We start from the raw sequence: 22,825 nt of genomic DNA, 5'->3' as shown, positions 1-22,825 counted from the left end.
GGGCCGGTTCGCACCGGCCCCCGGCCCGGTGGCCCCCCGGGTGGTCTCCCCCGGGCGCCGACGGGCCGTCAGGAGATGCCGAGCTCCTGGTCGATGAAGGCGAACACCTCGTCGGCGGAGGCGGACTGCAGCTTCTCGGCCACCTGGGCCTCGGCCTCTGCCTCGCGGGGGGCGCCGCTCCACCGGGCCAGCAGGGCCTGGAGCCGGGCGGCGACGTCCGTACGGGTGTCCTCGTCCTCGGAGACCGCCGACAGGGCGGCCTCCAGCCGGTCGAGGTCGGCGAGCGAGGCCGTGCCCTGGTCGCCGCCCTCGGGCAGCAGGTCCGCGCCGAGGCGGGCGGCCAGGGCGGCCGGGGTCGGGAAGTCGAACACCAGCGTCGCCGGGAGCCGGAGTCCGGTCGCGGCGTTGAGGCGGTTGCGCAGCTCCAGGGCGGTCAGCGAGTCCAGTCCGAGCTCCTTGAAGGCCCGGTTCGCGCCCACCTCGTCCACCGTCGCATGCCCGAGCGCGGCCGCCGCGTGGGCCCGCACCAGGTCCAGGACGGTCTGCTCGCGCTCCAGTTCGGCCATTCCCAGCAGGCGCCGCCGCAGGTCGGAGGCGTCCGCCTCGGCAGGACCGGCGGACTCGCCGCTCGCCGCCGCGCGCCGGACGGCGGGCAGCTCGTCGAGCAGGGCGGAGGCGCGGACTGCGGTGAAACCGGGAGCGAAGCGCTCCCAGACGATGTCGGCCACCGTGATCACGGTGTCGTCCAGGTCCAGGGCCCGCTGGAGGGCGGCGATCGCCGACTCCGGCGGCATGCCCGGCAGTCCGGCGCGGTCCAGCCGGTCGCCGATCGCGCCGTGGGCCGCCATGCCGCTCTCGCCCCAGCGGCCCCAGGCCACCGAGGTGGCGGGCAGGCCCTCGGCCCGGCGGTGCTCGGCGAGCGCGTCCAGGAAGGCGTTGGCCGCCGCGTAGTTACCCTGCCCCGGATCGCCCAGCGTGCCCGCGATGCCGGAGAACAGCACGAAGGCACCGAGCTTCTGATGCTTCGTCAGTTCGTGCAGGTTCAGCGCCGCGTCCACCTTGGGCCGCAGCACGCCCGCGACCCGGTCGGGCGTCAGCAGGTCGAGCACCCCGTCGTCCAGGACACCGGCGGTGTGCATCACGGCGGTCAGCGGGTGCTCGGCCGGCACCCGGTCGAGCAGTTCGGCGAGCGCCGAGCGGTCGGAGACGTCACAGGACTCGATCGTCACCCGGGCGCCCAGGGCGGTCAGCTCCTCGCGCAGCTCGGACGCGCCTTCGGCGTCCGGGCCGCGACGGCTGGTGAGCAGCAGGTGCTCGGCACCGCTGCGCGCCAGCCAGCGGGCCACGTGCGCACCCAGCGCACCCGTACCACCGGTGACCAGCACCGTCCCGGACGGACGCCAGCCCTCCACCGGCACCGCACCCGAAGGCGCGTGCACCAGACGACGGACGAACACCCCCGACGCCCGCACCGCCAGCTGGTCCTCGGACCCGGCACCGGCCAGCGCGGCCACCAGCCGGTCCAGCGCCCGCTCCTCCACCTGCTCGGGGAGGTCCACCAGACCGCCCCAGCGCTGCGGCTGCTCCTGCGCGGCGACCCGGCCCAGACCCCAGACCAGCGACTGCTCCGGGTTCGACAGCCGCTCGGCGCGGTTCACCGCCACGGCACCGCGCGTGGCGCACCACAGCGGCGCCTCGAACCCGGCGTCACCGAGCGCCTGCACCAGGGCGACCGTCCCGGCCAGGCCGGACGGCAGACCCGGGTGCTCCGGGTGCGGCTGCTCCGCCAGCGCGAGCAGGGACAGCACTCCGGCCGGCTCGACCACGTCGTCCAGCTGCTTGCGGAGCAGCACGGCCAGCTCCGCGCGGTCCAGGTCCTCGGTCGCGACGGTGACCTGCCTGATCTCCGCGCCGCGCCGGGCGAGTGCACGGGTCACCTCGGTCACCCAGGTGTCCTCCGCCAGCCGTTCGGGCAGCACGACCGCCCAGGTCCCGGAGAGGACGGGCGCCGGCTGGTCGGCCAGCGGCTGCCAGCTGACGCGGTAGCGCCAGCCGTCCACCGTGGAGTGCTCACGGCGCTGCCGCCGCCACGAGGACAGCGCGGGCAGCACGGCACTCAGCGGCGCATCGCCGCCGAGGTCGAGGTCCAGGGAGTCGGCCAGCGCGCCCAGGTCCTCGCTGTCGACGGCCGCCCAGAACTCCGCCTCCACCGGATCGCCGGCGAGCTCGGCCCTACTGTCCTCGGTCCGGGCCAGCTCGGGCCAGTAGCGGCGGCGCTGGAAGGCGTAGGTGGGCAGGTCCACCCGCCCGGCACCGGTGCCCGCGAAGGCCGCCGCCTGCCAGTCCACGGCCACACCGCGCACCCACGCCTCCGCGAACGAGGCCAGCACCCGACGGGCACCACCCTCGTTCCGGCGCAGCGTGCCAACCGTGACCGCCTCGCGGCCGGCTGCTTCGATGCTCTCCTGGACGGCCATGACGAGGACGGGGTGTGCGCTGACCTCGACGAAGGTGCCGACGCCGTGGCTGCGCAGCAACTCGGCCGTCGCGTCGGCGAACTCCACGGTGGTACGGAGGTTGGTGTACCAGTACTCGGCGTCCATGCCGGAACCGTCGACCAGCTCGCCCGTCACCGTGGACAGCAGCGGCACCCGGCCCGCCTGCGGGGTGACGTCCCTCAGGACATCCAGCAGTTCCGTGCGGATCGACTCCACCTGCGCCGAGTGCGAGGCGTAGTCCACCGGCACCCGACGGGCCCGGACACCATCCGCCTCACACGACGCCAGCAGCTCCTCCAGTGCGGCCGGCTCACCCGAAACCACCACCGACGACGGCCCGTTGACCGCAGCGACCGAAACCCGCTCCTCACCCCACACCGCGAGCCGCTCGCGCACGGCCTCCACCGGCAGCGCCACCGACACCATCCCGCCACGCCCCGCCAGACCGGCCGCGATCGCCTTGCTGCGCAGGGCAACCACCCGCGCACCGTCCTCCAGCGACAGCGCACCCGCCACCACAGCAGCCGCGATCTCACCCTGCGAATGGCCGACCACGACCGACGGCTCAACGCCCGCCGACCGCCAGACCTCCGCCAGCGACACCATCACCGCCCACAGCACCGGCTGAACGACGTCCACCCGCTCCAGCCACGCCTCACCCGCCGTGCCCCGCACGACGTCCAGCAGCGACCAGTCCGTGAACGGCGCCAGCGCAGCCGCACACTCCCCCATCCGCTCCGCGAACACCGCAGAGCACTCCAGCAACTCCACCGCCATCGCAGCCCACTGCGAACCCTGACCCGGGAAGACGAACGCCACCTTCCCCGCAGACCCAGCCAGGCCCTCGATCACCTGCGTGGCAGGACCGCCCTCGACCAACTCCCTCAGAGCGAGGTCGAGTTCCGCAAGACTGTCGCCGAGCACCACAGCCCGGTTCTCCAGCACGGCACGGCCGGTCGCCAGCGAACGGCCGACACCCGACACGTCCATCCCCGGCTCACCCGCCGCGAACGCCCGCAGCCGCGCCGCCTGACCCCGCAACGCCTCCGCACCACGACCCGACACCACCCACGGCACCACCGACGCACCCACCACCGGCACACCCGCGACCGGCACCGGCCCGTCGCCAACCGCCTCCTCGGCAGCCACCGGCTCCGGCGCCTGCTCGATGATCACGTGCGCATTCGTCCCGCTGAACCCGAACGACGACACACCCGCCCGGCGCAGCTCCCCCGTCTCCGGCCACGGCCGCGCCTGCGAGAGCAACTCCACCGCACCCGCCGACCAGTCCACGTGCGGCGAGGGCTCGTCCAGGTGGATGCTCTCCGGCAGGAAGCCGTGCCGCAGGGCCTCCACCATCTTGATGACACCGGCCAGACCGGCGGCCGCCTGTGCATGGCCGATGTTGGACTTCACCGAGCCGAGCAGCAGCGGACGGTCCTCGGGGCGGCCCTGGCCGTAGGTGGCGATCAGCGCCTGCGCCTCGATCGGGTCGCCCAGCTTCGTACCCGTACCGTGCGCCTCCACCGCGTCCACCTGGTCCGCCGTCAGCCCGGCATCGGCCAGGGCCTGCCGGATCACCCGCTGCTGGGACGGCCCGTTCGGCGCGGTCAGACCGTTGGACGCACCGTCCTGGTTGATCGCCGAACCCCGCACCACCGCCAGCACCGGATGTCCGTTGCGCCGCGCGTCCGACAGCCGCTCGACCAGCAGCATGCCCACGCCCTCGGACGGTGTGAAGCCGTCGGCGGCGGCCGAGAACGGCTTGCAGCGCCCGTCGGAGGCGAGTCCCTGCTGCCGGCTGAACTCGATGAAGGTTCCCGGTGTGGACATCACCGTAACGCCGCCGGCCAGCGCCAGGTCGCACTCGCCGTTGCGCAGCGACTGCACGGCCAGGTGCAGCGCGACCAGGGAGGCGGAGCAGGCGGTGTCGACGGTCATCGCCGGGCCTTCGAGGCCGAAGAGGTACGAGACCCGTCCCGAGACGACGCTCGCCGCCGTGCCGGTGGCGACATGGCCCTCCGCCGAGTGTGCCGCACCGGCCAGCAGGCCCAGGTAGTCCTGGCCGTTGGTGCCCGCGAAGACACCGGTCCGGCTGCCGCGCAGCGTGGTGGGGTCGATGCCCGCCCGCTCGACGGCCTCCCAGGAGGTCTCCAGCAGCAGCCGCTGCTGCGGGTCCATGGCGAGGGCCTCGCGCGGCGAGATCCCGAAGAACGCGGCGTCGAAGCGGCTCGCGTCGTGCAGGAAGCCGCCCTCGCGGATGTACGAGGTGCCCTGGTGGTCGGGGTCGGCGTTGAAGACCGTGTCCAGGTCCCAGCCCCGGTCGGCGGGGAACTCCGACAGGGCGTCACCGGCGGCGACCAGCAGCTGCCACAGGTCCTCCGGCGAGGACACCCCGCCGGGGAGGCGGCAGCTCATGCCGACGATCGCGATCGGCTCGTCGGCGGCCGCCCTGACCCCGACCGGGGCTGCGACGCCGGTCGCGGCGCCGGACAGCTCCTCGTCGAGGTGGCGGACCAGCGCGAGCGAGGTCGGGTGGTCGTAGATCAGGGTGGCCGGGAGCTTGATCCCGGCGGCGGCGCCGAGCCGGTTGCGCAGCTCGACGGCGGTCAGCGAGTCGAAGCCCAGCTCCTTGAAGGCCCGGCCGGTGTCGACCGCCTCCGGGCCCGGGTAGCCGAGCGCGGCCGCGACGTGGGAGGTGACCAGGTCCAACAGGATCCGCTCGCGCTCGGCGGGCGACACACCCGCCAGCCGTCCGGCCAGTGCACCGCCGGTCGCCGGCCGGCTCTCGGCTCCGGCCCCGCCGGCCTTCAACGCCGCCACGGCCTCGGGCACTTCGAAGAGCAGCGGGCGCTCGCGGCCCGAGGTGAAGGCGAGTGCGAAGCGCTCCCAGTCGATGTCGGTGACGGTCAGCACCGTGTCGTCCTGGTCCAGGGCCTGCTGGAGCGCGGTGACGGCCAGGTCGGGCGCCATCTCCAGGATGCCGTGCCGGCGCATCCGGTCGCCGACGCCGCCCTCGGCCATCCCGCCCTCGCCCCACGGCCCCCAGGCCACCGAGGTGGCGGGCAGACCGTCGGCCCGGCGCTGTTCGGCGAGCGCGTCCAGGAAGGCGTTGCCGGGGGCGTAGTTGCCCTGTCCGGGCGCCCCGAAGGTGGCCGCGAAGGAGGAGAAGAGCACGAAGGCGTCGAGCTCCTGATGCTTCGTCAGTTCGTGCAGGTGCAGGGCGGAGTCCACCTTGACCCGCAGCACCCGCTCCAGCTGGTCGGCCGTCAGGGCCTGGATCACCGCGTCGTCCAGCACCGCGGCGGTGTGCATCACGGCGGTCAGCGGGTGTTCGGCAGGCACCCGGTCGAGCAGTTCGGCGAGCGCAGCGCGGTCGGAGACGTCACAGGACTCGATCGTCACCCGGGCGCCCAGGGCGGTCAGCTCCTCGCGCAGCTCGGACGCGCCTTCGGCGTCCGGGCCGCGACGGCTGGTGAGCAGCAGGTGCTCGGCACCGCTGCGCGCCAGCCAGCGGGCCACGTGCGCACCCAGCGCACCCGTACCACCGGTGACCAGCACGGTCCCGGACGGACGCCAGCCCTCCACCGGCGCCGCACCCGAGGGAGCGTGCACCAGGCGACGGACGAACACCCCCGACGCCCGCACCGCCAGCTGGTCCTCACCACCCGTCCCGGCGAGCACCCGGACCAGCCGCTCCACCGCACGCTCGTCCACCTGCCCCGGCAGGTCCACCAGACCGCCCCAGCGTGCCGCGTCCTCCAGTGCGGCGACCCGGCCCAGACCCCAGACCAGCGACTGCTCGGGGTCGGCCAGCCGCTCGGCGCGGCTCACCGCCACGGCGCCACGGGTGGCGGTCCAGACCGGGACCTCGAACCCGGCATCGGCCAGCGCCTGGAGCAGCACCACCGAGCCCGCCATGCCGAACGGCACGGACGGGTACGCGGCGCAGCGCTGCTCGGCGAGTCCGAGCAGTGAGAGGACACCGGCGGCGCCCTCGGTGAGCTCGGCCCGCAGGCGCTCGGACAGCGCCTCCCGGTCCAGGTCGGCCGAGTCGACCGGCAGTCGGCGGACGTCTGCGCCGTGCCGGGCGAGCGCCTCGGCCGCGGCCGCCGCCCAGGGGGTGTCCTCGGCGTGCTCGGCCGGGACCACCAGCAGCCAGGTCCCGGAGAGGACGGGCGCAGGGAGGTCGGTCAGCGGCTGCCAGGTGACGCGGTAGCGCCAGCCGTCCACCGTGGAGTGCTCACGGCGCTGCCGCCGCCACGAGGACAGTGCGGGCAGCACGGCACTCAGCGGCGCGTCCCCGCCGAGGTCGAGGTCCAGGGAGTCGGCCAGCGCGGCCAGGTCCTCGCTGTCGACGGCCGCCCAGAACTCCGCCTCCACCGGGTCGAGGGCGGTGTCGCGCCCGGCCGTGACGGGAGCCGTCGGTGCGTCCAGCCAGTAGCGGCGGCGCTGGAAGGCGTACGTGGGCAGGTCGACCCGCCCGGCACCGGTACCCGCGAAGGCGGTTGCCTGCCAGTCAACAGCGACACCCCGCACCCACGCCTCCGCGAACGAGGCCAGCACCCGACGGGCACCACCCTCGTTCCGGCGCAGCGTGCCAACCGTCACGGCCTCCCGGCCGGCCTCCTCGACGGTCTCCTGCACCCCGGTCACCAGCACGGGGTGTGCGCTGACCTCGACGAAGGTCCCGACGCCGTGCTCCTCGAGAAGCGCACGCGTCGCGTCGGCGAACTCCACGGTGGTACGGAGGTTGGTGTACCAGTACTCCGCGTCCATCCCCGAACCGTCGACCAGCTCGCCGGTCACCGTGGACAGCAGCGGCACCCGGCCCGCCTGTGGAGTGATCCCTGCCAGCGCTTCGGCCAGCTCCTCGCGGATGGACTCCACCTGTGCGGAGTGCGAGGCGTAGTCCACCGGCACCCGACGGGCCCGGACACCGTCCGCCTCGCAGGAAGCCAGCAGCTCCTCCAGCGCGGCCGGCTCACCCGAAACCACCACCGACGACGGCCCGTTGACCGCAGCGACCGAAACCCGCTCCTCACCCCACACCGCGAGCCGCTCGCGCACGGCCTCCACCGGCAGCGCAACGGACACCATCCCGCCACGCCCCGCCAGACCGGCCGCGATCGCCCGGCTGCGCAGCGCCACCACCCGCGCACCGTCCTCCAGCGACAGCGCACCCGCCACCACCGCAGCCGCGATCTCACCCTGCGAATGACCCACCACCGCAGCCGGACGGACCCCCGCCGACTGCCACACCTCCGCCAGCGACACCATCACCGCCCACAGCACCGGCTGGACCACATCCACCCGATCCAGCCACGCCTCACCGGCCCGGCCGAGCAGCACATCCTCCAACGACCAGTCCGTGAACGGCGCCAACGCAGCCCCGCACTCGGCGATCCGCCCCGCGAACACCGCCGACTCCGCCCACAACCCGGCACCCATCGCCGCCCACTGCGAACCCTGCCCCGGGAAGACGAACGCCACCTTCCCCGCAGACCCCGCAACACCCTCGATCACCTGCGTGGCAGGACCGCCCTCGACCAACTCCCTCAGAGCGAGGTCGAGTTCCGCAAGACTGTCGCCGAGCACCACGGCCCGGTTCTCCAGCACGGCACGGCCGGTCGCCAGCGCACGGCCGACACCCGGCACGTCCAGCCCCGGCTCACCCGCCGCGAACGCCCGCAGCCGCGCCGCCTGCCCCCGCAACGCCTCCGCACCACGACCCGACACCACCCACGGCACCACCGACGCACCCACCACCGGCACCGGCACCGGCACCGGCCCGTCGCCAACCGGCTCCTCGGCCACCACCGACACCGGCGCCTGTTCGATGATCACGTGCGCATTCGTCCCGCTGAACCCGAACGACGACACACCCGCCCGGCGCAGCTCCCCCGTCTCCGGCCACGGCCGCGTCTGCGAGAGCAACTCCACCGCACCCGCCGACCAGTCCACGTGCGAGGACGGCTCGGTCACGTGCAGCGTCTGCGGCAGCACGCCGTGCCGCATCGCCATCACCATCTTGATGATGCCGCCGACACCCGCCGCCGCCTGCGTGTGACCGATGTTCGACTTCAGCGAACCCAGCCACAGCGGCCGGTCCGCCGCGCGCTCCTGGCCGTACGTCGCCAGCAGCGCCTGCGCCTCGATCGGGTCACCCAGCGTGGTGCCCGTACCGTGCGCCTCGACCACGTCGATCTGACCAGGCGTCAGGGATGCGCTGGCCAGGGCCTGCCGGATCACCCGCTGCTGGGACGGACCGTTCGGCGCGGTCAGACCGTTGGACGCACCGTCCTGGTTGATCGCCGAACCCCGCACCACGGCCAGCACCGGATGCCCGTTGCGCTCGGCGTCCGACAGCCGCTCCACCAGCAGCATGCCCACGCCCTCGCCCCAGCCGGTGCCGTCCGCGTCGTCCGAGAACGCCTTGCAGCGCCCGTCCGTCGCCAGGCCGCGCTGCCGGCTGAACTCCACGAAGGTGCCGGGAGTCGCCATCACCGTGACGCCACCGGCCAGTGCCATCGTGCACTCGCCCGTCCTCAGCGCCTGGACGGCCAGGTGGAGCGCGACCAGCGAGGACGAGCAGGCGGTGTCCACGGTGACCGCAGGGCCCTCGAGACCGAAGGTGTAGGACACCCGGCCCGAGGCGACGCTGCCGAAGCTGCCGGTGCCCAGGTGGCCCTCGACGCCCTCGGGCACGGCGCCGAGCCGGCTGGCGTACTCGTGGTACATCAGTCCGGCGAAGATGCCGGTCCGGCTGCCCTTGAGCGCCGTCGGGTCGATGCCCGCCCGCTCGAACGCCTCCCACGAGGTCTCCAGCAGCAGCCGCTGCTGCGGGTCCATGGCGAGCGCCTCGCGCGGCGAGATCCCGAAGAACGCCGGGTCGAACTCGCTGGCGTCGTGCAGGAACCCGCCCTGGCTGACGTAGCTGGTGCCCTGTGCGTCCGGGTCGTCGTCGATCAGCGTGGACTCGTCCCAGCCACGGTCGGCCGGGAAACCGCTGATGGCGTCGCCACCGGCCGCGACCAGCTGCCACAGCTCCTCGGGCGAGGCGACCCCGCCGGGGTAGCGGCAGGCCATGCCGACGATCGCGATCGGCTCCTGATCGCGCTCCTCCATCTCCCGCAGGCGTCGGCGGGCGTTCCGCAGATCGGCGGTGGCGCGCTTGAGGTAGTCGCGCAGCTTGTCCTCGTTCAGCATGTCCGTCCGCTCCTTGCGGCAAGTCGGGGTCCCCTGCCGGAGGCCGGGGAGGGTCGCGCGTGGGTCAGGAAGTCTCGAGCTCGTCGTCGAGGAGGTCGAACAGTTCGTCGTCGGTGGCCGATTCGAGATCGCGGTCGTCGTCGTCAGGCCGGTCGGGCGTCGCCGTGGCCCGCCACTGCGCCAGCAGGGCCTGGAGGCGCAGCGTGACCCTGGCCCCGGTCTCCTCGTCCGCCGGCGCCACCGCGAGGGCCTCGGCGAGCCGGTCGAGCTCGGCGAAGACGCTCGGTGCGACCGCCGAACCGTCCTGCGGGATCACCGTCCGCAGATGTCCGACCAGATCGACGGGGCTCGGGTAGTCGAAGATCAGCGTGGCGGGCAGCCGCAGGCCGGTGACCGCATTGAGCCGGTTGCGCAGTTCGACGGCCGTCAGCGAGTCGAAGCCCAACTCGCGGAAAGCGTGGGACGGTTGGACGGCCGAGGCGCCGGCGTAGCCGAGCACCGTGGCGACCTGCCCGCAGACCAGCTCCAGCAGGATGCGTTCCTGCTCGTCGGCGGGGAGCCCGGCGAGCCGCTGCCTGAGCGCGGCGGCGGGGTCGGTCTCCACCACCGAGGCCGTGGCCCTGCGGGCGGGCGCCCGGACCAGGCCGCGCAGCAGGGCCGGGACCTGGCCCGACTCGGCCGCCTGGGCGCGCAGCCCGGCCAGCTCCAGCCGGGCCGGCACCAGGACGGCGTCCGGTAGCACGGCACAGGTGTCGAACAGGGCGAGGCCGTCGTCGACCGACAGGGCCGCCGCACCGCCGCGTGTCATCCGCCGGACGTCGAGCTCGGCGAGCTCGCCTGCCATGCCGCCCTCTTCCGCCCACAGGCCCCAGGCGAGGGAGGTCGCGGGGAGTCCGGCGGCGCGACGCCGGGTGGCGAGGGCGTCCAGGAAGCTGTTCGCCGCCGCATAGTTGGCCTGACCCGCGTTGCCGAAGACACCGGCGGCGGAGGAGAACAGCACGAACTCCGACAGGTCCAGCTCCTGGGTCAGCAGGTGCAGGTTCCACGCCGCGTCGACCTTCGGGCGCAGCACGGTGCCCACCCGCTCGGGGGTCAGGGACGAGATGACGCCGTCGTCCAGGACGCCTGCGGTGTGTACGACGGCGGTGAGCGGGTGCTCGGCGGGCACGGCCGCCAGCAGCTCCGCGGTGGCGTCCCGGTCCGCCAGGTCGCAGGCGGCGAACCGGACCGAGGCGCCCAACGCCGAGAGTTCTGCGGCCGACTCCGCTGCGCCCTCGGCTGCTTCGCCCCGGCGTGACACCAGCAGGAGGCGGCGGACGCCTCGTCGTTCGACCAGGTGCCGGGCCACCACACGGCCCAGCGAACCGGTCGCGCCGGTGAGCAGTACCGTCCCTTCGGGGTCCAGCACCGGCCGCTCGGCCCCGGCAGCCGAAGGCACCCGCCCGAGGCGGAGCGCCACCGCCTTGCCCGAGCGCAGGGCGAGTTGGGGCTCGCCGCTCTCGACGGCGTTCGGCAACGCGTCCAGCGAAGCCGGGTCCTCGTCGATATCGAGCAGGACGATCCGGCCCGGGTTCTCCGACTGCGCCGAGCGCAGCAGCCCCAGAACGGCGGCCGAGGCCAGGTCGAGCACATCTTCCTCTGAGGCGACAGCCACCGCGCCACGGGTCACCAGGACGAGCCGGCTGTCCGCGAGCAGGTCCTCGGCCAGCCACTCCTTCACCAGCGCCAGCGCACCGTGCACGGCGCTGTGCGTGGCAGCGGCAACGTCCTGGTCAGGCCCGGACGAGACCGGCACCAGGATCGTCTCCGGCACGGTCTCACCGGCGGCGGCAGCCGCCAGCAGCGCACCCAGGTCCTCGAACCGCTCGGCCTGCTCGAACCCGGCAAGCTCCGCCCCCAGCACCACCACACCATCGAGCGAAGCGACGGACGGCAGCGCGACGCCCGTCCACTCCGGACGGAACAACGACTCGTGCACACCGCCCGCACCCGCCAACCGGTCGGCCGCGAACGGCCGCAGCACCAGCGACTCCACCGACGCGACCGGCACACCCGCACCGTCGGCCACGAGCAGCGACACCGCATCCGCACCAGCCCGCGACAACCGCACCCGCAACTCCGAGGCACCCGCCGCGAACAGCGACACCCCCGACCACGCGAACGGCAGCCGACCCTGACCAGTGCCCTCCAGCAGACCACCCAAGCCAACAGCGTGCAGCGTCGCGTCCAGCAGGGCCGGGTGCAGACCGAACAGACCCGCCTCCGCCCGGTCGGCCTCCGGCAGCGCCACCTCGGCGAACACCTCATCACCCAGCCGCCACGCCGCGTGAAGCCCCTGGAACACCGGACCGTAACCGAACCCGGCCGCCGCGAACCGGTCGTACAGCTCATCGACCGGCACGGCCTCCGCACCCACCGGCGGCCACTCCACCAGATCGAACGACTCCGCAGCACCACCCTCGGCCAGCAGACCCGTCGCATGACGCGTCCACGGCTCGTCGTCCGCTGCGTCGGCACCCCGCGCGTGCAGGCTGACGGTACGCCGCCCCGCACTGTCGGCCGCCCCCAGACGCAGTTGCAGCTGAGCGGGCGTCTTCTCCGGCAGCACCAGCGGCGCTTCGAGGGTGAGCTCCTCCAGCAGGCCGCAGCCGACCTGGTCACCGGCGGCGAGCGCCAGGTCGACGAAGGCCGTGCCCGGCAGCAGCACGCTGCCCGCCACCGCGTGGTCGGCCAGCCAGGGGTGCGCCGCCGTCGAGAGCAGGCCCGTGAACAGGTAGCCGTCACCGTCGGCCAGCGGCACGGCCGCGCCCAGCAGCGGGTGGTCGACCGCGTCCAGGCCCGCCGAGGCGACATCGCCGACCGGACCGCCGCCCACCTGCGGCCAGTAGCGCTCCCGCTGGAAGGCGTAGGTGGGCAGGTCGACCCGCCGGGCGCCGGTTCCGGCGTACGCGGCCTCCCAGTCCACCCGGACCCCGGCCACGTGCAGGCGGGCCAACGCCGCGCCTGCGGCCTCGGACTCCGGGCGGTCGCGGCGCAGCAGCGGCACGAACAGCGCAGCCTCGGCCACGCACTCCTGTCCCATCGCGGCGAGCGTCCCGTCCGGGCCCAGCTCCAGATAGGCCCGGACACCCAGGCCCTCCAACGTCCGCACCGCGTCGTCGAAGCGGACAGCCTCGCGGACGTGCCGCACCCAGTACTCGGGAGTGACCAGCTCGTCGGTGACCTTACCGGTGAGAGTGGAGACGATCGGGATCCGGGGAGCGTCGTAGGTCAGCCCCTCGGCCACCGCCCGGAACTCCGCCAGCATCGGCTCCATCAGCGGCGAGTGGAACGCGTGGCTGACCATGAGCCGCTTGGTCTTCCGGCCCTGGGCCTCCCAGTCCGCGGCCAGTTCCAGGACCGAGCGCTCGTCACCCGAGACCACCAGCGAGTCGGGACCGTTGACGGCGGCGATGCCCAGTTCGTCCTGGCGGCCGATCAGCAGGGGCAGCACCTCGCCCTCACTCGCCTGGAGCGCCACCATCGCGCCGCCTGCGGGCAGTTGCTCCATCAGCCGGCCCCGGGCGGCCACCAGCGCGGCCGCATCCCGGAGCGAGAGCACACCCGCGACGTGGGCGGCGGCCAGCTCACCGATCGAGTGCCCGGCCAGGAAGTCCGGCCGGACGCCCCACGACTCGGCGAGCCGGAACAGCGCCACCTCGATCGCGAACAGCGCGGGCTGGGTGTAGCCGGTGCGGTCGAGCAGGCCGTCCTGCCCCGCGAAGACCACCTCGTGCAGCGAACGCTCCAGCTCCCGGTCCAGCTCCGCACACACCGCGTCGAAGGCCTCGGCGAACACCGGATACGCCTCGTACAACTCCGCTCCCATGGCGGGGCGTTGGCTGCCCTGCCCGGCGAAGAGGAAGGCCGACTTGACCCCGGTTCCGGCCGCGCTGCCGACGGCGGCGTTCGCCGGGGCCGCACCGGCGGCCAAGGCGTCCAGTCCGGTCAGCAGTTCATCGCGGTCCCTTCCCACCAGCGCGGCTCGGTGTTCGAACAGCGCACGGGCCGTGGCCAGCGAGTAGGTGAGATCGGGAATCGCCAACTCGCTGCGGGCGGCGAGGTGTTCACGCAGTCGCCGGGCCTGGTCCCGCAGTGCGGCGGCGGTCCTGCCCGACAGCAGCAGCGGCAGCGCCCGGCGTGACGTCCCCTCCGGGCGTGAGTCCACGGCGGCCGGTGCCTGTTCGAGGATGGTGTGGGCGTTGGTACCGCTGATTCCGAAGGACGACACACCAGCCCGGCGCGGCTCGCCGGTCTCCGGCCAGGGCTGCGCCTCGGCCAGCAGCGAGACCGCGCCGACCGACCAGTCCACGTGCGAGGACGGCTCGCCGACGTGCAGGGTCTGCGGCAGGACGCCGTGCTGCATCGCCATGACCATCTTGATCACACCGGCGACACCGGCGGCGGCCTGGGTGTGGCCCAGGTTGGACTTCACCGAACCGAGCCAGAGCGGCCGGTCCTCGGAGTGCTCCTGGCCGTACGTCGCCAGCAGCGCCTGCGCCTCGATCGGGTCGCCCAGCCGGGTGCCCGTGCCGTGCGCCTCCACCGCATCGACCTGCGCGGCGGACAGACCGGCCGAGGCCAGCGCCTGCTGGATCACCCGCTGCTGGGACGGACCGTTGGGGGCGGTCAGGCCGTTGCTGGCGCCGTCCTGGTTGATCGCGGAGCCGCGCACGATGCCGAGTACCGGGTGGCCGTTGCGCTGCGCGTCCGAGAGCCGCTCGACCAGCAGCATGCCGACGCCCTCACCCCAGCCGGTGCCGTCCGCGTCGTCCGAGAACGCCTTGCAGCGGCCGTCGGCCGACAGGCCGCGCTGGCGGCTGAAGTCCACGAAGGTGCCCGGGGTCGCCATCACGGTGACGCCACCGGCCAGGGCGAGCGAGCACTCACCGGAGCGCAGCGCCTGGATCGCCCAGTGCAGCGCGACCAGCGAGGAGGAGCACGCCGTGTCGACCGTGACGGCCGGGCCCTCGAGACCGAAGGTGTAGGACAGTCGGCCCGACGCGATGCTGCCGGCGCCGCCGCTGCCCAGATAGCCCTCGGCCCCGCTCGGGACGTCCTGCAGCCGGGTCGCGTAGTCGTGGTACATCACGCCCACGAACACTCCGGTCCGGCTGCCGCGCAGCGTGGCCGGCTCGATCCCGGCCCGCTCGAACGCCTCCCAGGACGTCTCCAGCAGCAGCCTCTGCTGCGGATCGGTGGCCAGCGCCTCACGCGGGCTGATCCCGAAGAACGTCGGGTCGAACTCGGCGGCGTCGTGCAGGAACCCGCCCTGGCGGGTGTACGAGGTACCCGGGTGTTCCGGGTCCGGGTGGTAGAGGTTCTCGACGTCCCAGCCACGGTCCTCGGGGAAGAAGGAGACCGCGTCACGTCCGGCCGAGACCAGCCGCCACAGGTCCTCAGGGGTCTGCACACCGCCCGGGAACCGGCAGCTCATCGCGACGATGGCGATCGGGTCGTCGTCCACGGACGCACCTGCGGCGACGGCCGGCTGGCTCGACTCCCGCCCGCCGACCAGCTCGGTGCGCAGGTACAGGGCGAGCGCCTGCGGATTGGGGTGGTCGAACACCAGCGTGGCGGGCAGGCGCAGCCCGGTCGCCGCGTTGAGGCTGTTGCGGAGTTCGAGCGCGCTGAGGGAGTCGAAGCCCAGGTCCCGGAAGGCACGGGTGGGATCGACCGCCTCGGGACCGCCGTGGCCCAGCACGGCAGCCGCCTGGGTGCGGACGAGGTCCAGCAGTTCCTGGTCCTGCTCGGCCGACGGCAGAGCGGCGAGCCTCAGTCCGAGAGCGGACCGGTCGGGTCCTGCTGCTGCGACCGCGGCGGCGGCCCGCCGGGCGGGGAGCCTGATCAGACCGCGCAGCAGCGGCGGCAGCGTGCCCGCCTCCGCCTGCCCGCGCAGGCCGGCCAGGTCAAGGTGGATCGGTACCAGCACGGCTTCGTCCGCGCCCAGCGAGGTGCCGAACAGCTGCAGGCCGTCGGCGGCGGTGAGCGCGGCGACACCGCCGCGCGCCATCCGCTGGACGTCGATCTCGTCCAACTCGGCTGCCATGCCGCCGTCCTCGGCCCACAGGCCCCAGGCGAGGGAGGTCGCCGGAAGGCCGGCGGCACGACGCCGGCTGGCGAGGGCGTCCAGGAAGCTGTTCGCCGCCGCGTAGTTGGCCTGACCGGCAGCACCGAACAGACCGGCAGCAGAGGAGAACAGCACGAACGCGGAGAGATCCTGATCCTTCGTCAGCTCGTGCAGGTTCCACGCCGCATCCACCTTCGGACGCAGCACGGTGTCCAGACGCTCCGGGGTGAGCGAGGAGACCACACCGTCGTCTAGCACACCGGCCGTGTGCACGACCGCCGTCAGACGGTACCCGGCCAGCACAGCGGCGAGCGCCTCACGGTCCGCGACATCGCAGGCCGCGAAGACCGGCTCCGCACCCAACTCACGCAGGCTGTCGGCGAGTTCTGTAGCACCCTCCGCCTGCGCCCCACGACGCGAGACCAGCAGAAGCCGGCGCGCACCGTACTCCGTCACCAGATGCCGGGCGAACAGCGCACCCAGCGTGCCCGTCGCACCCGTCACCAGCACCGTACCCTCAGGGTCCAGCACCAGCCGCTCGGCCTCGACAGCCGACGGCACCCGCGCCAGACGCGGCGCGAGAGCCTCTCCCGCCCGGACCGCCAACTGCGGCTCACCACAGGCGAGCACACCGGGCAGCGCCCGGAGCGAAGCCGGGTCCTCGTCCAGGTCCAGCAGGACGATCCGCCCCGGATTCTCCGACTGCGCCGAACGCAGCAGACCCCAGACCGCAGCCGACGCCAGGTCGAGCACATCCTCCTCAGAAGAGACAGCCACCGCACCACGGGTCACCAGAACCAGCCGGGTGTCCGCGAGCAGATCATCGGCCAGCCACTCCTGCACCAGCACCAGCGCGCGGTTCACCGCGCCGTGCGTGGCAGCAGCCACATCCGGACCGGCCTCGGACAGCACCGGGACCACGATCGTCCCCGGCACCGACAGACCAGCCGCCACCGCCGCCCGCAACTCCGCCAGCGTCCCGAACAGCTCGGCATCACCCAGCCCGAGATCATCCCCGCCCAGCACAGTGACAACATCCGAGGACGCGACGGACGGCAGCGCCACACCCGCCCACTCCGGACGGAACAGCGACTCGTACGCACCGCCCGCACCCGCCAACTGGTCCGCCGCGAAAGGCCGCAGCACCAGCGACTCCACCGACGCGACCGGCACACCCGTACCATCGGCAACCGCCAGCGACACCGCATCCGCACCAGCCCGCGACAACCGCACCCGCAACACCGAGGCACCCGCCGCGAACAGCGACACCCCCGACCACGCGAACGGCAACCTGCCCTGACCGGTCTCCTCAACCAGACCACCGCCCAGCGCAACCGCGTGCAACGCCGCGTCCAGCAGCGCCGGGTGCAGACCGAACAGACCCGCCTCGCCCTGGCTGCCCTCCGGCAGCGCCACCTCGGCGAACACCTCATCGCCAAGCCGCCACGCCGCGCGGACACCCCGGAACACCGGACCGTAACCGAACCCGGCAGCCGCGAAACCCTCATACAGACCGTCGACCGGCACAGCCTCCGCACCCACCGGCGGCCACTCCACCAGATCGAACGAGGCGGACCGGCCACCGGACGACAGGGAACCCGCAGCATGACGCGTCCACGGACGGTCGGCCCAGACGGTCCCACCGGCGGACTCGTCCTGCGGGCGGGAGTAGACACTCAAGGGACGGCGTCCAGCACTGTCGGGTTCTCCCACCGCCAGGCACAACTGGACCGCACCCGTCGCCGGGACGACCAGCGGTGCCTCCAGCGTCAGCTCCTCCACCACACCGCAGCCGACCTGGTCACCGACGGCGACCGCCAGGTCCACGAAGGCCGTACCCGGGAGCAGCACGCTGCCGGCCACCGCGTGGTCGGCCAGCCACGGGTGCGTCTCAAGGGACAGGCGCCCGGTGAAGAGGTGCCCGTCCGAGTGCGGCAGCGCAAGGACCGCACCGAGCAGCGGGTGCTCAACCGAACCGAGCCCGGCCGCCGTGACATCACCGCTCTGGAGAACACCGCTGTCCAGCCAGTAGCGCTCCCGCTGGAACGCGTACGTCGGCAGGTCCACGCGCTGCGCGCCCGTGCCCGCGAAGACCGCCTGCCAGTCGAGCGCAACCCCGTGCACGTACAGCCGGGCCAGGCCGCCGACGAAGGTCTCAGCCTCGGGACGGTCGCGACGCAGGACCGGCGCGAACACCGCCTCCTCCTCCGCCGCACACTCCTGGCCCATCGCCGAGAGCGTGCCGTCCGGACCCAGCTCCAGGAACGTGCGGACGCCCTCACCCTCCAGCACCTGCATCGCATCGTGGAAGCGGACGGCCTCGCGGACGTGGCGGACCCAGTACTCGGGGGTGACCAGCTCGTCGGCGACCTTGCCGGTCAGGGTGGAGACGATCGGGATCCTCGGCTCCTGGAAGGTCAGACCCTCCGCGACCGTACGGAACTCCGCCAGCATCGGCTCCATCAACGGCGAGTGGAACGCATGACTCACCGTCAGCCGCTTCGTCTTCCGACCCTCAGCCGCCAGCTTCTCCGCAACCGCCAGCACCGCCCGCTCACCGCCGGAAATGACCACCGACGAAGGCCCGTTGACCGCTGCTATACCAACCTCAGCGGTCAACAGCGGCAGCACCTCCGCCTCGGACGCCTGCACCGCCACCATCGCACCACCCGAGGGCAGCGCCTGCATCAACCGGCCACGAGCCGCCACCAGAACAGCGGCATCCGCCAGCGACAGCACACCCGCCACATGCGCCGCAGCCAACTCACCGACCGAATGCCCCGCCAGGAAGTCCGGCCGCACACCCCACGACTCCACCAGGCGGAACAGCGCCACCTCAACCGCGAACAACGCAGGCTGCGTGAAGGCCGTCTGATCCAGCAGACCGCCCTCACCCGCGAACACCACCTCGCGCAGCGGACGCTCCAGATACGGATCCAGCTCCACACACACCGCATCGAAAGCCTCGGCGAACACCGGGAACGCGGCATACAACCCGGCGCCCATCCCGACCCGCTGACTCCCCTGACCCGCAAACAGGAACGCGGTCCGGCCCTCGGCCTCGGCAGCACCGACGACCGTCCGAGCCGCCGACTCGCCCCGCGCCAGGGCCTCCAGTGCGGCCAGCGCTTCGGACCGGTCACGGACGATCAATGCGGCCCGCTGCTTGAAGGCCGCACGGGAGGTGGCCAGCGAGCGGGCGACATCCCCGACTCCCAGGTCAGGAGCGGTGGTCAGCCTCTCCAGCAGCCGCTGGGCCTGCCCCTGAAGCGCCTCCACGGTCCGCCCGGACAGCACCCACGGCACCCACGGCACCACCGGCAGCTCCGGCTCACCCGGCTCGTTCGCAGCGCCGGCCACGGCACCGGAAGCAGCAACAGGAACAGGGGCAGGCGCCTGCTCCAGGATGGTGTGCGCATTGGTACCGCTGACCCCGAAGGAGGACACGGCGGCGCGGCGCGGCCGTCCGGTCTCCGGCCACGGCCGGGCCTCGGTCAGCAGCTCGACGGCGCCCGCCGACCAGTCGACGTTGTGCGTCGGCCGGTCCACGTGCAGCGTCTGCGGCAGCACGCCGTGCCGCATCGCCATCACCATCTTGATGATCCCGCCGACGCCGGCCGCCGCCTGGGTGTGGCCGATGTTCGACTTCAGCGAACCCAGCCAGAGCGGTGCGGAGGCGTCACGGTCCTTGCCGTAGGTGGCCAGCAGCGCCTGCGCCTCGATCGGGTCACCGAGCGTCGTACCCGTGCCGTGCGCCTCGACCGCGTCGATCTGGGTGGCCGTCAGACGGGCCGCCGCGAGGGCCTGCCGGATCACCCGCTGCTGGGCCGGACCGTTGGGCGCGGTGAGGCCGCTGCTGGCGCCGTCCTGGTTGATCGCGGATCCCCGGACGACGCCGAGCACCTGGTGGCCGTTGCGCAGGGCGTCGGACAGTCGCTCCACCAGGAGCATTCCGACGCCCTCGCCCCAGCCGGTGCCGTCGGCGGCGGCCGCGAAGGACTTGCAGCGGCCGTCGGCGGCCAGCCCGCGCTGGCGGCTGAAGTCGATGAAGGCATTGGGGGTGGACATCACCGCGACGCCGCCGGCCAGCGCCAGCGAGCACTCGTCCGCCCGCAGCGCCTGGATCGCCCAGTGCAGGGCGACCAGCGACGAGGAGCAGGCCGTGTCGACGGTGACCGCCGGGCCCTCCAGGCCGAGGGTGTAGGCCACCCGGCCGGACGCGACGCTGCCCGAGTTGCCGTTGCCGAGGTAGCCGGCGACCTCCTCGGGGACGTCGAGCAGGCGGGAGGCGTAGTCGTGGTACATCACACCGGCGAAGACACCGGTCGCGCTGCCGCGTACGGACCCGGGGTCGATCCCGGCCCGTTCGAACGCCTCCCAGGAGGTCTCCAGGAGCAGCCGCTGCTGCGGGTCCATGGCGAGGGCCTCGCGCGGCGAGATGCCGAAGAAGTCGGGGTCGAACTGGGCGGCGTCGTGCAGGAAGCCGCCCTCGCGGGTGTACGAGGTACCGGGCCGTTCCGGGTCCTCGTCATGGAGCGAGGCGAGGTCCCAGCCCCGGTCGGCCGGGAAGCCCGAGACGCCGTCGGTGCCTGTGGCCACCAACTGCCACAGATCCTCGGGGGAGTTCACCCCGCCCGGGTAGCGGCAGGCCATGCCGATGATGGCGATCGGTTCCGGCTCCTGCTCCTCGAACTCACGCAGCCGCCGGCGCGTCTCGCGCAGATCGGCGGTCGCCCGCTTGAGGTAGTCGAGGAGCTTCGCTTCGTTCTCCACGCCTTGTCCGTCCCACCCTTGAACCGGTCGTGAGGGCCGTGCCGACCGCTTCCGGACGTCCGATTCGGAACACGTCGTCGGGAAGACCGGGCATGACCGCCAATGACTCGCGCTGAATAGCCTGCGCCCGCAACTCCCCGCCCGTGCGGGAGAAATTCCTGCCATCGGTATTCACCGCGTGCGCCGGAATGTTCGCCATAGTGGCTCGCACCACGCATGACCGGTATTCCGGCGAGATCGCGGAGAATACTTGCGCCCCGTCAAACTAGCAGCGCGGCGGACCGGTACACATCCCCTACTCTGCCCCTATCCCCCCTGTGCCGAAAGGGATGCAGGGGCCGTACCGGAAGATGACCGGCGCGGACGAGTGGAGCCCATGCTATACATGGCCGACACCTCGGGTGTCACTTTCTCCCTTTCCGCCGGCGCGCATGACGGCGTATCCGGATACGCGTGAACTCTCGCCGCGCAACCATCGTGCCGCCGTTCTCGCGTGCCGCTCGATTCGCAGGCGTCAATGAATACAGCACGCGCACCACAGGCCGTGGATTCCGCCACCGCGGTCGTCGTCGACCGGCTGGTCAGGAGACACCGCGACCGGCCGAAACCCGCCGTCGACCCGGACACCGCGGCCGAGACGGCCGGCACCACCGGTACCTCCCACGCCTCCGACGATGACCGCGCCGCCGGGCCGGAGCGAAGGAAGCGGTGGCGCATCATGCCTGCGCCACCGCTCTCCTCGTCACCTGACCGGCCTCCCGACCGGCTCAGCCCATCGGGAACTTGACCTGCCCGGAGACGATCGGGTTCAGGTAGTTGGGCCCGGCGATCTTCAGCCGGTTCATCGCCAGGCCGGTCAGGCCCTCGAAGATGGCGCGGCGGGCATTCATCGTGGTGGAGTAGCCGGCGTCCAGGTGCGGCGCAACCTCGACCACGTCCATGCCGATGACCTTGGTCTCGTGGCAGATCCGGCGGAACGCCGGGAACAGCTCGCGGTTGGTCAGGCCACCGGGCTCGGGAGTGCCTGTCCCGGGCGCGAAGCACGGGTCGAGCACGTCGATGTCCAGCGAGAGGTAGACGAACTCGGCGTTCTCCTGCACCTCTGCGATGGCCTTGTCCAGGACGGCGTGGAACCCGATCCGCTCGATCTCCGCCATGAAGTGCGACTTCATGCCCTGCCGGCGCATCCAGTTGAACAGCTGGTTGTCGGGGCCGGTGACGGTGCGCAGGCCGACCTGGACGATGTTGCCCGCCGGGATCTTCTCGTCCTCGATGATCCGCCGGATCGGGGTGCTGTGGGTGGCCCGGTGGCCCAACTGCGAGTCGTGGCAGTCGGGATGGGCGTCGAAGTGGATGACGCCGATCTTCTCCGGGCCGTAGACGTCGGCCAGCGCACCGACGCTCGGCCACAGCAGCGAGTGGTCACCGCCGAGCAGCACCGGGACGGCCCCGATCTCGGCGATCTGCCGGACCAGTCCCCGGATGTGGTCCATCGAGTTCGGCGTGCTGAAGGCGTCCACGGCCGCGTCGCCGTAGTCCACCACCTTCAGCACGTCGAACGGGTTGATCCGGGTGCTGGCGTTGATCACAGCCTCGGGAGCATTGAAGATGTAGCGCTCGTCGGCGCGGATCATCCGCGGACCGTAGGCCGCGCCGCGGTGGCCGATCGAGGAGTCCAGCGGAATGCCCAGCACGGCGACGTCGGCGTTCCCGGCCTTCAGGTCCTCCTGGTTGAGGCAGAGCGGAACGCCCATGAAGGTCGGGATGCCCGAGTGGGCGGGGGTCGCGTAGTACCGGCGGAGGTCGATCGGCCCCGGCTCCCGACCGGGGGCCGCCGACCGGTCGATCTCCAGGCGGAACTCGGGCGTCTGAGGCTTGTCGTTCACACACATCTCCTCGGTCGGACGTTACGTCGCATTCCGCATTCGGGTGGTCCACATATTTCGCTGCGGCGCCAGCTTAGTTACGCCGGGAAATCAGCCGAACCCTTGTGCACCTCCTATCCGACCCCTATCCGGCCGGATTCGACCCCTATCCGGCCGTGGCGTCAATCTCCTTGTCGTGCAAGGGGACTGCCATAGGATCGAGACACCGCAGCAGCCCCTCACGCCCTGTGCGCAGCGCGCCGGAAAGGCGCAGGAATGCGGGCTCTGCGACGGCATTCGCACGACGGCTGCCGAAAAGCCGCCCGCTCGGACACCGCGACCGCCGCCGGGGGCGGGACGGTGCTCCGTCC

General features: G+C 72.8%; 3 protein-coding genes. All 3 read right to left on the bottom strand.

What is annotated here, in order from left to right:
• Nucleotides 1-68 precede the first annotated feature (68 nt).
• Nucleotides 69-9,704, bottom strand: coding sequence for a type I polyketide synthase (locus ACFC1R_RS35750; protein WP_375945888.1), 9,636 nt, complete (start codon nucleotides 9,702-9,704; stop codon nucleotides 69-71).
• Between the two features lie 67 nt (nucleotides 9,705-9,771).
• A complete protein-coding gene (locus ACFC1R_RS35745) occupies nucleotides 9,772-20,589 on the bottom strand; it encodes a type I polyketide synthase (protein WP_375945887.1) in 10,818 nt (3,605 codons plus the stop codon).
• 767 nt (nucleotides 20,590-21,356) lie between these two features.
• Complete coding sequence (locus ACFC1R_RS35740; protein ID WP_375945886.1) at nucleotides 21,357-22,475, bottom strand: agmatinase family protein; 1,119 nt, start codon at nucleotides 22,473-22,475, stop codon at nucleotides 21,357-21,359.
• Between the last annotated feature and the right edge of the window lie 350 nt (nucleotides 22,476-22,825).

Origin of the sequence: Kitasatospora sp. NPDC056138, from assembly GCF_042264695.1 — a bacterium.
In the GTDB taxonomy this organism is placed as follows: domain Bacteria; phylum Actinomycetota; class Actinomycetes; order Streptomycetales; family Streptomycetaceae; genus Kitasatospora.
This window is presented reverse-complemented; position numbering and strand designations above follow the sequence as displayed.